This is a genomic window from Pararhizobium sp. PWRC1-1 (assembly GCF_049897905.1).
GTDB lineage: Bacteria > Pseudomonadota > Alphaproteobacteria > Rhizobiales > Rhizobiaceae > Pararhizobium.
On the sequence record NZ_JAFCXE010000023.1, the window covers coordinates 106,635 to 119,430 of the forward strand.

At 58.4% G+C, this 12,796-nt stretch carries 11 protein-coding genes; 2 read left to right on the plus strand and 9 right to left on the minus strand.

The genetic code is table 11. The annotated features are described in order from the left end of the window. Nucleotides 1-57: 57 nt before the first annotated feature. The 9 genes from ACP7E0_RS27775 to ACP7E0_RS27815 all read right to left on the minus strand — a co-directional run bounded on the left by ACP7E0_RS27775 (nucleotide 58) and on the right by ACP7E0_RS27815 (nucleotide 10,248). Entirely contained in the window at nucleotides 58-1,107 is a 1,050-nt protein-coding gene (locus ACP7E0_RS27775; RefSeq protein WP_426129711.1) for an endonuclease/exonuclease/phosphatase family protein, read from the minus strand. A 14-nt stretch (nucleotides 1,108-1,121) separates the two neighbouring features. Then, complete coding sequence (hsdR, locus tag ACP7E0_RS27780; RefSeq protein WP_426129712.1) at nucleotides 1,122-3,566, minus strand: EcoAI/FtnUII family type I restriction enzme subunit R; 2,445 nt, start codon at nucleotides 3,564-3,566, stop codon at nucleotides 1,122-1,124. Nucleotides 3,567-3,765: 199 nt separating this feature from the next. Then, the gene (locus ACP7E0_RS27785) at nucleotides 3,766-4,083 is read right to left on the minus strand and encodes a hypothetical protein (protein ID WP_426129714.1); all 318 of its coding nucleotides are present in this window, start codon (nucleotides 4,081-4,083) and stop codon (nucleotides 3,766-3,768) included. 471 nt (nucleotides 4,084-4,554) lie between these two features. After that, on the minus strand, nucleotides 4,555-4,887 hold the full coding sequence (locus tag ACP7E0_RS27790; RefSeq protein ID WP_426129716.1) for a hypothetical protein: 333 nt from the start codon (nucleotides 4,885-4,887) through the stop codon (nucleotides 4,555-4,557). Next, complete coding sequence (locus tag ACP7E0_RS27795) at nucleotides 4,869-5,132, minus strand: hypothetical protein (protein WP_426129717.1); 264 nt, start codon at nucleotides 5,130-5,132, stop codon at nucleotides 4,869-4,871. The genes ACP7E0_RS27790 and ACP7E0_RS27795 overlap by 19 nt, the downstream gene beginning before the upstream one ends. 97 nt (nucleotides 5,133-5,229) lie before the next feature. Beyond that, nucleotides 5,230-7,284, minus strand: coding sequence for an AAA family ATPase (locus ACP7E0_RS27800; RefSeq protein ID WP_426129719.1), 2,055 nt, complete (start codon nucleotides 7,282-7,284; stop codon nucleotides 5,230-5,232). Further along, a complete protein-coding gene (locus ACP7E0_RS27805; protein WP_426129721.1) occupies nucleotides 7,281-7,676 on the minus strand; it encodes a hypothetical protein in 396 nt (131 codons plus the stop codon). Before ACP7E0_RS27805 ends, ACP7E0_RS27800 begins: the two co-directional genes overlap by 4 nt. Before the next feature lie 76 nt (nucleotides 7,677-7,752). Further along, complete coding sequence (locus ACP7E0_RS27810; RefSeq protein ID WP_426129722.1) at nucleotides 7,753-8,652, minus strand: hypothetical protein; 900 nt, start codon at nucleotides 8,650-8,652, stop codon at nucleotides 7,753-7,755. 498 nt (nucleotides 8,653-9,150) lie between these two features. Next, on the minus strand, nucleotides 9,151-10,248 hold the full coding sequence (locus ACP7E0_RS27815; protein WP_426129724.1) for a hypothetical protein: 1,098 nt from the start codon (nucleotides 10,246-10,248) through the stop codon (nucleotides 9,151-9,153). Nucleotides 10,249-10,854: 606 nt separating this feature from the next. On the opposite strand from ACP7E0_RS27815, the gene ACP7E0_RS27820 reads away from it, so the two are divergent. Both ACP7E0_RS27820 and ACP7E0_RS27825 read left to right on the plus strand, forming a co-directional pair. Continuing rightward, nucleotides 10,855-11,412, plus strand: coding sequence for a hypothetical protein (locus ACP7E0_RS27820; RefSeq protein ID WP_426129725.1), 558 nt, complete (start codon nucleotides 10,855-10,857; stop codon nucleotides 11,410-11,412). 98 nt (nucleotides 11,413-11,510) lie between these two features. Next, complete coding sequence (locus ACP7E0_RS27825; protein WP_426129727.1) at nucleotides 11,511-12,719, plus strand: recombinase family protein; 1,209 nt, start codon at nucleotides 11,511-11,513, stop codon at nucleotides 12,717-12,719. Nucleotides 12,720-12,796 lie beyond the last annotated feature (77 nt).

The window sequence follows — 12,796 nt, forward strand, 5'->3', positions numbered from 1 at the left end:
GCAGCCCTTTTGCGATCGCGGCGGGAAATCTTCCCGCCCAAGCTACGGTCACTGCTCCTATGCCACGTTGAAATCCGCATAGACCGGGATATGGTCACTCGGCCGATCATCGGCCTTTGCACCGGTGCCCGAGGTATGAGCCTTCGAAATTTCATGGGCAATGGTTGCCGCGCCTGGCTGCAACTTCAGCCAAAATTCCGGGTCTCGAAGTGCTGGCGTTACAAGAATATGGTCGATCAGTTCGCGCGTAATGCCGCGCTTTTCAGCGCTTCTGAACTCAACTGTGTATGCCTCTTTTTTGCGTAACTGCGCCTCATCGAGAACATGGTCCAGCAACGCGCTCTGCCGACGGAAACTTCCGCGAAGTTCATCGACCAGGCTCTGCAAAAGGAATTCCGTCTCAAATACGCTTCGCGTGAAACCATCGTTCAAATCGCCCATGACGATCACACCGCTCGCATTTTGCCGTTCCAGGATCACGTTTGTTATGTGACGGCGTAGAGCAGCAATGTCGGCACTCAGTTTTTGACGTGATAGGATCGCCTCACGCATTGCTGCTGGCTCTCGCGCATCAAACTTCGCCTTGGTAAAACCACTGGTGAACTGGCTCTTGGTGTGGGCGACGACCAGGTGTATTGGCTTGTTGTCGTCTTCGCCTGCCAACCTGATCAGCGCTGGAGGACGCGCCATCTTGTATTTCTTGACGTTGTTCACTTCGCCCCACGGCTGGAACTGAACTGGTTTCAGGAGCCTCTTGTAGTAGACACTGCTTGGATCGTATGGCGTTGCTTTTATGGGGCAATCGTTTCGAACCAGCGCATAGATGCTTTGCGATCCGGATTCGATTCCCGACGCCGTGTAGCGGCCCTCCAGGAACTCGTCTGAAAAGAACTGCATCTGGCTGAGTTTTGAGGGCCCTTCCTGCACGCCAATGATGTGGGCATCTAATCCCTTTATGACACCGGCGATCCGTTCAGCGACACCGCGCGGATCAGTCGGGAAGCGTCCCATACCTTTCGCGGGTTCCGTTCGAAGCTTGGCTTCACCTTTCAAGAAGAGGTTATTCATCCATTCGATGTTGTACGTAGCGATTCTCAGCGTAGGCATCACGGCTCCTCCCTCTAAGCGGTTTCATGATAAAGCGCGTCCTGCATAGCGTGGACCGCCTGTTCAAATGCGGCCTTTCCGCCAAATGCGCGAACAAGTTCGATGGCGGTGCCAAGCGTGTTGGCCGGCGGTATTTTTAGCACGTTGGTGTCGTCGAGATACAAGACGCCCTCATCCGCATATTTGGACAAGAGAACATCCAGCACGGCCCGCGCCTTGCCCTCGTAGCGGCTAAAGACATCGCGCTTCTTTACATTGTCGGCGCGTTCCTGCCGCGTTAGCGGCTTGCGATCAAAGGCGATATGGCAAACGAGATCGAAGGGATCGAGATCGATGCCGAGTTCCCTGGCGATCATGTCCAGCGGCAGGCCCTCGGCCGCTAGTTCCTTCACCAGCGCATCCTTGCGGTCCTCCAATTTCCAGCGTTTCAAAAAATCATCGAGGCTCGCAAAATGCCGAAGAAGTGCTGCCTTGGTGAAATCGCGCAGGCTTTCGGTGACGAGCTTGCCATTGGCATCGAGGTATTCGATGCGCTCTGCGACAATCCGCGCGCTGATGCCGTCGACATATACCTTCCTCTGGCGTTCGCCGCCGCCGCCCGGATACGTCACGTCCTCGCCTTTGGTGGTCGGTGGCTCTGTGGTGTATTCGTCCTGGTCTCCATCTTCGAAGCCGGTGGGGTTCGTATCCGGCGGAGTGATGGGATCGCCTTCGCCTGCCTCATAAATCTGCACCGGGTCGCCATCGAATTCGGGATCGGCGAAGTGGTTGGTCGCGCCGCGGAAATCCATCAGCGTGAAATAGAATTTCTGCGTGTCCTCATGCACGCGCGTGCCGCGGCCGACGATCTGCTTGAACTCGGTCATCGAGCCGACGGAGCGATCCAGCACGATGAGGCGGCAGGTCTGGGCATCGACGCCAGTGGAGAGCAGGCGGGACGTGGTGACAATAACCGGATACCGCGATTCCGGATCGATGAAATTGCCGATCTGCGCCTGGCCGAGCGCATCACTGCCTGTGATGCGCATAACGTAGCGAGCGTTTTCGTCGCAGAGGTCCTTGTTGTCGTTGATGAGCGCCTGGCGCATGCGGGCGGCATGCTCTTCGTCGACGCAGAAGACGATGGTCTTCTGGTATCGGTCGTTGCTCTCCTTCAGGAATTCGGTCACCTTGGCGGAAACCAGCTTGGTGCGGTCATCAAGAACCAGGGTGCGGTCGAAGTCCTTGGCATTGTAGATGCGATCCTCGACCTCCTCGCCATCGCGATCAAGCTGGCCCTTTTCCGGCCTATAGCCTTCGACATCGCGGTCGATATGGACTTTGATCACCTTATAGGGCGCCAGAAAGCCGTCGCTGATCCCCTGTTTCAGGGAGTAGGTGAACACCGGCTCGCCGAAATAGGCGGTGTTCGAAACGTACTCGGTCTCTTTTGGAGTGGCCGTCAGGCCGATCTGGCTGGCAGCCGAGAAATACTCCAGAATTTCCCGCCAGGCGGAATCGTCGGCCGCACTGCCGCGATGGCACTCGTCGATGACGATCAGGTCGAAGAAATCAGGCGAGAATTCGCGGAACAGCTTTTGCCGATCCTCTGGGCCGGTGATGGCTTGATAGAGGCCGAGATAGATTTCGAACGAGGTGTCGATACGCCGTTTGCGATCCAGCGCCAGAGGCACGGCCTTTTCCGTTCCATCCGGGCGCTCGATGGTCTTTGACTTGGTTGAGAGCTTGGCCATCGCGCCGCCGAAGGGGCGAAAGTCGTTCACCATCGTTTGGTCGATCAAAACGTTGCGATCCGCCAGAAACAGGATGCGCTTCTTGCGCCCAGCTTTCCATAGGCGCCAGATGATCTGGAAGGCGGTATAGGTCTTGCCGGTCCCGGTCGCCATGACCAGCAGGACACGATCCTGCCCCTTGGCGATGGCTTCGATGGCGGCGTTGACGGCATTTACCTGATAATAGCGCGGAGCCTTGCCGCTGCCGTCGTCGTAGTAATCCTGAAGCACCAGGGCTTCGGCGGATGAGTCCAGACCCTTCCATTGGCTGTAGAGCCGCCAAAGCTCATCCGGCGACGGAAACTGGTCAAGGCGGAGGTTTTCCTCCTTCACATCCCGCAGGCCCGTGCGATCATGAAACACGAAGCCGTCGCCATTGGAGGCAAAGACGAAGGGGATCGCCAGCGTTTCGGCGTAGTCCAGCCCCTGTTGCAGGCCGTCGCCTACCGCATGACTGTTGTCCTTCGCCTCGATAAGCGCGATGGGGATATTGGGCTTGTAGTAGAGAACGACGTCCGCCTTCTTGGCCGTGCCTCGAGCGACAAGCTTGCCACGCACGGTGATGCGCCCTTTCGTAAAGAAGACCTCTTCACGGACCTGCAGCATCATGTCCCAGCCAGCCTGCTTGACGGCCGGCAGGATGAACTTGGTGCAGATATCGCGTTCCGTCAAAGAGCGCTTGTCCATTCGGATGCCGTTCCCCCGCACTCCCATTGAATACACAATATGAATAGTGTTCGCAGCGTCAATGCAACCCTGAGGTCTGACGATTACGGTGCGCTAAGTTTTTTCGATTCTTTTGCAAACGCCCTGATGCGCAGTAATGGGGGGAAGACGACCGTTAGAACTGAACGGCGTTTGCAAGAGGGTGTTGACAGAGGGCCAGCTAGTTGGTTTCCAGATGCCGCTTAGGACGGAATGGAAACAGCCCATCCGCATAGCTATCGGCCAACTCGTGGAAGACATTTTCGCTCTCAAAGACATTGAACCCTTGGCGTTCAAGCAGTTCAACGATGACGTCCCGAACTTTACCGAGCGCTATGTAAGAGTCGTCTTCTTGGCGAGCAACCTCTATCATCTGCCAGAGGAGCACGCGCGCCAGATCGTCTCGGTCTGGTCGGCGGCGCAACCTGGCTTTTTCGCGCACCCTCTGCTGGCGGATCATTTGCTTTGCATTCCTCTGTCGCTTGGTTTCTCTGGGCATAACATAACTCCTTGTTGGTGGAGCCTTAGCCTGACCGTCGGCTATGCAAGCGACAAACACCGGTCGCCAAAAATAATCTCGAAGCTGCTGTCCAGCAATGCGTTACCCGCAAACGCCATTTGCCGCGGAATCGCAAATCCGGAGTTTGGCAACGAGGATACGGAGATCGGAATCGCAGCAGGGTAAATTGAGTTGACGCGTGATGATGTGCAGGCACCTTGATACGCATCGTGGCAATTCGGATTACGTCGGCATGAGGTGCCGACAGTTGATGACGATCTAAGAAGACCTGATACGACGCACGTTGCTGTGACCGTCCAGCGCCCGACCGCCTCAGGCAACGCAGTTGTAGAACTCAGAATCGATAATTCTGAAGTTGGAATCGAGATCGGAGAGATCGGAATCGGACGGGCGCCAACAGGAATCGATTTTCTAAATCACGCCGGTTGGTCTGCCGCCGCCCCTCAGCTGTTACCCGTCGCGGACATCCAGCATCTTCCGCACCTCGTCGCCGGTCATAACCCTGACCTCGTTGAGGCGCGTGGCGATGGCCATCAGATCGTCGCGCCGCGCCTCCAGCATGTCGCGCGCTGCTTGCTCGGCTGCCATCAGCCGTGCATTGACGCGCTCTGTGAGATGCCGGTCCAGGTTCAACTCGCTGATGCTCCCGCCCTCGCTGTGGTAAACGAGAGGCTGATGCTTGGAGAAGCCAAGGCGTGTCTCGGCCGCCAAGGCATGGTTCGTGGCCCGCGCCAGATCACTGTCGTCAGCGCCCCCAGCGCCTGCTACTGGTTCCCCGAACACAAGGAGCTCAGCGGTGCGACCGGCTGCGGCAGATGACTGTTCTGGCGGCTCGCGACCTGGCCTACGCCGTCGATGCCGACCGTGGCGGTGATGACTTCGGCGATGCCCGTGAGCGTGAATGCCATGGCATGGCCCGCTTCGTGGACTGCTGTGCGCCAACGCAGGTCATCGGACATTCGCATCTGGCCGACCAGCAGAGCCTGCTCAAGATCGCCCCAGGTGAGGACGCGCTGTTCGCGCCGCACCTTACGTCGGACCTCGCGGCGATGTCGGCGCCTGTTCGACCTGTCGCCAGCAGGGCCAGCGGGCGAAGGACATCATGCTGTTGGTTTTGGATATCGCTCATTGAGGCGCTCCTTTTCCATGGTCGGGATTTTGGGGTCCGGTTGTTTTCCGGTGCTGCTGCGGATCGCGATCTTTCGCCTTTGGTGGACGCAGGTGACGAATGGATTTCCGGAGCGGCGCTGACGACAAAACACTGGCGAGATCGGTGGCAAGATGATGTGCGAGGATACCGCTCAGCGCATCGGTGTCCGGCATGGGAATGTTGACATGCTTTTCCAGCCGGCCCGACCGAAGCAGGGCAGGATCGATCCGATCCGGCAAGTTTGTCGCGGCGACAACGATCACACCCTCTGTCTTCGAGGCACCGTCCAACAGTTCGAGCAACCGGTTGATGAGGGAGCGCCAGTAGTCGTCGTGTTGCTCGCGCCGGCCACCACTGCGACTGCCGATGTTGTCGATCTCGTCGATAAAGAGAATCGACGGCGCATGCGAGCGAGCTGCTTCAAAAGCCTGCGACATCCGCTTCAACACATCGCCGAGATATCCAGGCTCCAGCCATGCCGCAACCGAGGTGACGAGCAGCGGCACTTGCAGCGTGTTGCAAAGTGCTCGGGCATAGGTTGTTTTGCCGGTTCCGGGCGGCCCCGAGAGCAGGAGCTTTGTATTCATCTCGCTCCAGCCAAGACCGCCTTCGCGCCAGACCTGGAGATCGTCTTTCAGATCAAGTGCCCATTGCCGACCTTCACCGTAGCCGGACAATGTTTCAATCCGCAATTGGTGCATGTGCATATCGACCGACGGTTCGCTCATAGCCATTCCATCGACATCTGTCTCGGCGCCCATCTTTTCAGCAGGCGGCTCAAGTGGTCGAATGATGTCCACGCCCTCGAGAGATGAGGACGGTTTGCCCGCATCTTTGGAGGCAGCATTCCTGCTTTTCGGCTTGGTCTCTCGGCTGCTGCGACCGCGACGACCATCGCTGTCCTCGTCTTGATCATTCTCGTCGCGATTTCGTGCCCGGTCACCGAGCGCGGCAAGCGTGGTCAGAATTGTCTCCAGATCGTGCGACGGCCGGATCGACAACGTCAGATCGTCAATGGAAAGGCCTTCCAAATCGAGAGCCAAGGCTTCCATGCGTTTCAGCGACCGCGTCGGGGCGATCCCGAGGGTGAGATGCAGCAGTTCGGCGAGCAGCGTATGATCCAGTCCGCCACATTCGAAGACGATGTCGGCCGTCAGCGCCAGAGACGGTGACGGTGCGATCGATGTTTCGTCGACTACGATGACCGGGATTGCCCGATCGAGCAGCGCGTCGCCTAGATGCTGCGACAGGACCGCGTGTTCGAAATGGCACGCGCCCCTGCCGCTCAACAGTTTCACGGGGCGGCGCGGCCTTGTCCTCCGATCACTGCTCTGCTGTTCCCTGAGAGAGGCACCGTGGTAGACATCGCCAACTTTCATCCGATACGGGAGCAACAACCCGTCCTCCAACATCTGGGTAAAGCGTCTTTCGAAACGGGGAACAGGCGCTTTGATCAACGCGTAGACGTCGGGCCGAGACATCAGTTTGCGAAGAGCGGCGATATCAGAGAGACTTGATCCGATCGCGCGCGCGACCAGCAATGCAACGGCGACAGGTGCAACACTCGGTGCCGGCACATGCTGACGTACCAGGGCGAAGACGTCGCGCTTATTTGGTGATGTTCGGCCCGCTACGGCAGTGGTGAGACCACCCGCAATATAATCTGCGCCGTTGTCAGCGTCTGGTGCACCTACATTCGCAATCGTCGGCTTCGTATGCGGTGGAACCTGAAGCACAGTGTCACGGTCAGCCTCAACGTCGTAGAATTCGAGAGCCAGACCGGACCCAGACATCATCGACTTGCGCAGCCGCTGCGTGACCAACTGGCGATCGTTCATCTGGTGGCCTGTCAGGAGATGCAGGGCTTCGTCGGAAACAGTCCAGACGGTACCACGCTCCTCATCGTGGTCGATAAAACGTTCATCCAGCAGTCCAGCAACGGCGGAACTGTTATAGAGATTAAGAACTGCGTGACGGCGGATGCGGGCAAGCAGATAGCGCGTAACGCGATCGGTGACGGTTTCCATCATGCACCCTCCCCATTGTCGACGCTGTGCGTGGATGTGCGCCGCCCGTCGGGCTCTCCGCGATCGATGACACGCGCAAGATAACGGCGATTGCCGGTCAGCCAGTCGCGCACCATGATCGCGGTTGGGTCATCGCGGTCGCAGAGATCGATCAGCCACTTGCGCAGCTGTGGCTGCAGGCTGGAAAGGCTGCGTCCCTTTCGGCGGCCGCAACGGATGACGGTACCGACGATGGTTGCGACGTGTTCGCGGTACTCTTCACTGGCGGTGGGACCCTTGCCGCCGATGATCGGCAGACGGGGCACCTTAGGCTGGGTGGCCGACAACTGCGACGCGGGGGTGTGCGAAGCATGCTGGATCGGGAAGGGCAAAATATTGGAGGTGGGGTTCGTCATGGCAGACGTCTCCTGATCGCGTGTCCGACGGACAGGCGTTGAATAGGCAGGGTGGGTTGAAGGCAGGGCTCGGCCGTTAGTGCGAGGCGGTCCGGGGTGCTTGCGCAAAGCCGATCTGGATCGTCGGCCGCAGTGCGACAGGACTCAGCGTCCCCGGCGGCTCGGGCATCTGCGCGTTCTCCGACGCCTCATCGCGCAATCGGAAACGCTCTGCTTCTGCCACATCGGCTGCCTTCGTACCGCCGTGGCTTTGGAGGGCCTCGTTCCAGTTTCGCTCGATCCGAGCCTGGAACAGGTTTCGCAGGGTGGCCATGACCTCTCCCGCGCCGGCGACTTCGAGAAGATGATCGAGATGAGACAGCGGCCAGACACCGCCCTCGAGATCACTGCGCTGGTTTTCGGCGTTGAGGATGACGACCCGGACCTCCTTCGCCTGGAGCCGGCGGTACTCCTTGTAGAGCAGATCGGGAACCACAAGCGCTGCCGCCAGCATGCGGTTTTTCAGCTCGGCGATCCGTGAGATTTCGTAGGAGCCGAGGCTTCGCTTCACGTCGACCAGATGCGCGACGGACGTTCGGAGATTGAGGATGAGCAGATCGGGCGTGTAGCTCTTGCGCCCGCTGCTGTCGGCATCGAGGCTGAGCGAGCGGAAGAGAGAAGGGTCGTTCATCTCAACCAGCTCCGTTGCCGCCTTTGTCACCGGAAGGCGCAAGTTGCCAGTGAGAACGACGAGGTCCGTATTCAGACTGGCGATCAAGGCGATGCCGCGTTCCAGCAGCCGTCCTTCGGCGACCGGCACGGCACGAAGGATGGCGGCAATCTCCATCATGCCGGCGACAAGCGCACCACGAAGTAGGTCGGCGGAAAGTGTCTGCGCCACAATCTCGGCGATCAGCGCATCCAGCCGGGACTGGAGGGCCTCAACCTCTGCGATGGTTGAGTAAACAGGCGTCGTATTGTGTTTCATAGTGATCATGGAATTCTCCTGTTAATTGGAAACAGGATCGCCAGACGCGGCAAATCCGCGGACAAATGCCCGCGTATGCGGAAACAATTTCCGCATACAATGCCAGGCTCGGCGATCCGACGTCGGGTTACGATGTGCGACCGACGAGCATCGGCACGACGGCGAACGGACGTGTTTCAACAGGAGAGCGGGGAGAAGACACTTCCGGACCGGAAGCGAAGCAGATAAGGGTCGACATAGCCTGTGGCCTTTCGAGAGAAGGTTGCGGGTCAGGCCTCCGTTCGATGTTACCAGCATCGGCGGGGGCTGCTAAGTGTCTGCAGAACCAGGTGTTTCTGCTGACCCTGTCGACATAGCCCGGAGATTGAGGTCCGGCAAGCAGGCAGAACGCATCCGGAACAGAGAGCTCCGGCATGGTTAACGAGAGACGCGTCGGACCGGAGCGCCAAACGTAAAAAGCCCCGCTCACGGTTGGCGGGGCTCTTGAAATTGAGCAGGGGCAGCCTGCTATGCAGCGTGACGCTCGGCAGTCTGCCGATCGGAGTTCATCCGGTTCCTGCGGTCATACCAGCTGGTGGACTCGACGCCCTCCGAGGCCTCCTCGACCGGTGACGGCATCTGATCGAGCGGGATCAGACCCTCGATCTCGCTCGTATCCGTCTCATCGACATCCGACACGGCGATGAGGTCGGCCGCGATTTCGGCGACCGCTTCACCGTGAACCACAAAGCGGAGCAATGGGACGACCTCGTTCTGGAGCCACGGAACGAACGCCCGGCCCTTCGCCCAATCGTCGGCGCCGCCCATACGGTGCAGCAGGTCCTGAACATTCCGCCAGACGGTGCCCTCGGGAAGCTTCGCGGCACGCCAGTTCATGTAGGTCGTGGCATCGGGCTGCAACGGAGCCCCGATGCTGTTGAGGAGGTCGTGCGCATGCCGGCACGGGAGCACGACTTTATCCTGCAGCGGCTTCTTCACGACAGGCTTCTTCTTTGCTAGCGGCTCGAGAGCGAGCTCTACCTCATTGAGAACGATCTCCAGCATTTTCTGGAACCGTGCAACGTCTGTGTCGGTTTTTGCCGCGGCGACTTTGCGAAGTCCCGCCACGCCTGCTGTATCGAAGGTCGCCAAGTCGCTCTTAACCTTCGGCTTCCTGCCGAGCATCTCGCGGGCATCCTTTACCCGGATACGCTCGCCATCCGCCATCCTGGTGATCACCGCCTCGATCTGCTCCGGTTCGCCCTTGGCCAGCTCGAACATCACCGTCGGCATGACGGCATGAGCGAGAAGCTGCTCACGATAGTTCTGGAGCCGCTCGTGGATCGAGATGTAGTTCCACGCCGAGCGCACGGTGTAGTCGGAGAATGTCGCGAGCCACTTTCCGAATGCCTTCTCCGGCACGAGCGGCTTGGCCTCGGCGAAGGTGCATCCGAGATCGAAGGCGTGGGCGCCCGACCTCTTGTTGAGCGCGATGATCTTGTCCGCCGCGCGCTGGAGGGCGCTTATTGCCTCCGGCTCCGTCACGGCCCCGACCGGCGCGTCGGCAATCGGCTCCCCGCTAATGTCCTTATAGTTGTCCCGATTCATTTCAATGACCTTCTTCATGCGTGACCTTTCTTCGTTGTCCAGCTCAAGGCTGTACACATATGGTCACCGGAGAAGGACGGCCTGTCAACTCGACCTCCATTGTCAACACATTGATATCATTTCCTTTATATTGATTTCATTAGGTTTTCTGCTGCTCGCTTTTACCCCTAAATGCCCCAAAGTGCGACATTCTGACGCACCTTGAACATCGACACCGGGAGCGCTCAAACTTCAATCATAGAGAGCATTTTAGAATGCGTATGCGGCAATTATTTCTGCATTCAATCTGATCGAGACGCGCATTCCGTTCCCCTCGGGAGACATAAATTCGTTGGCTAAATCTGTAGTGAGCAAGGCCTTGCTGCCTGCTAACACGCCGTTAACCATAGCGACCGAATCCGACCATGCCACAGCCGCCGAGGCCCGAAAGCATCTTGTGCTTTCAGCAATCCGGACTATTTGTGCCTTACGACGTTGCTGTCCCAGCGCATGTGAGAGTGCAAACGGAACTTCGGCTCGTCGTCAAAGAAGCCAGCGGCGGACAAACCGGCTCTCACGGTCCTGCCATCGTTTTCCAAAATCACTGATGAACGAAACGATGTGCAGAATCGCAAAGGAGAACCTATGTCTGCTGTATCGCTTGTTAAGTCCTCGGCGGCTAAAGCTCCCGATCGAAGTGAAGGTCTTCTGGAGCTGCTCCGCTTTTACGCGGCGCATGAGGGGGAATTTGGGCGCGCCGGTGCCCTGTTGAAGTACGGGCGGTTTTTCCCGCACGTCAACGAGCGTCCAAAGGGATTGCGCATTGGGCCGATGGGCCTGTGCTACTGTAACTGTACGCGAGCGCGTTATCCGTATCTGGCTTACGATCCAGTCCCGTTTCATTACGCGGAGGGCTACGCGCTGGATTCCGAGTTAGGCATTCCCTTTGAGCACGCGTGGCTCGTCGATGTGAACGGCCGCGCGGTCGATCTCACCTGGACGGACACGAAGAACGCCGTCTATTTCGGCGTGACCTTCAGCGACGCATTCGTCTATCAGGCGATGAAGGAGACGGGGCTTTTCGGAATTCTCCCCAGCGTCGCGCTCCAAAAAACCCTGTTCGCAAACAGCGCGGCGTTCAAGGCTACGCTCTGGAAGCCAAGCCTTCCGGGACTACCGAGCGGGCGCCTTCGCCAAGCCTGACGATCCATCATCCTGGCCGGCCATCGATTTTTCGTCGGCCGGCTTGGAGATCGCGGATTTTTCACTACGTAAGCTTACCGACCTGCCGAAGGCTTCTGATGTCAAAAAATGTTATCTTTTACGCACGCTACTCGAGCGACCTACAGGATGAGCAATCGATCGAGACGCAGGTCGCTCTCGGCCGTGCGTTTGCAGATGAACGTGGTTGGCAGATTGTCGAAGTTTTTGAAGACAAAGCTATCAGCGGTACCAGGCTCAAAACACGACCCGGTATTCAAGCCATGCTGCGCCGGATCAAGCGCGGAGGGATTGATCTGCTCCTGTGCATGTCGGTCGACCGCATTTCCCGTGACATGGAGCACAGCTCAGGCATCCTGAAGCAGCTCCGCCATCACGGCGTCGAGCTTTGGACGGTGCAGAACAAAGCGCCGGTCAATGATATGGAGCTTGGCCTTCGCTCCATCATCAATCACGATATGATCGAACAGACCCGCTACAAAACGCGGGAAGGCATGAAGACGTCTGTCCGCAAAGGCAAGGCGGCCGGCGGCATTGCTTACGGTTACCGGATGAAGCTGGAGCACGACGATAAATTCAACCGCATCGCTGGCTTGCGCGAAGTCGACGAAGGACAGGCCGAGATCGTCCGCTGGATATTCGGCCAGTATGCTATCGGACGCACACCATCTGACCTCGCCATCGACCTCAATAACCGTGTCCCACCGGTGCCAGGGCCAAGGGGTTTGATGTGGCGCGATACTGCAATCCGTGGTCATCGTGATCGGGGAACCGGCATCCTCAACAACGAGACATATGTTGGCCGGCTGGTGTTCAACCGCCGCCAGTTTCGAAAGAACCCGGAGACCGAGCAACGCGAAGCCCGGATGAACGACAAAAGCGAATGGGTTGTCGGAGAGGTGCCTGAGCTCCGGATCATCGATGATGAACTGTGGTCCAAGGTCAAGAAGCGCCAGATTGAGGTCGAGGCGAGCTTCGCCCATACATCGACCAACCGGCTCAACCGGGCGCACCGGCCGCAGTATCTGTTCAGCGGCCTTCTTGAGTGTGGCCTTTGCGGTGGAACGTACTCGACGACTGCGAACGCGCGATACGGCTGCAAGAACCGGAGCAAACATCTGCCGATCGAACATCTCGGCAACAACGTTTGCCCCAACTCCAAAACCATCAGTCGCGCCGAATTGGAAAGGAGGGTTCTTGATGCCATTCCGGCCAATCTATTGTCCGTTGAGAGCACCACATCCATCGTAAGCGTCCGGCGAGCGGATTTTTCGTATCGCGACCTTTGAGTTAGCGGTCTAGCGCTTTGTCTCGTCGGCCATCACGCGCTCGATCATTTCAGGATCGCATTGCTCGTCAATGAGAA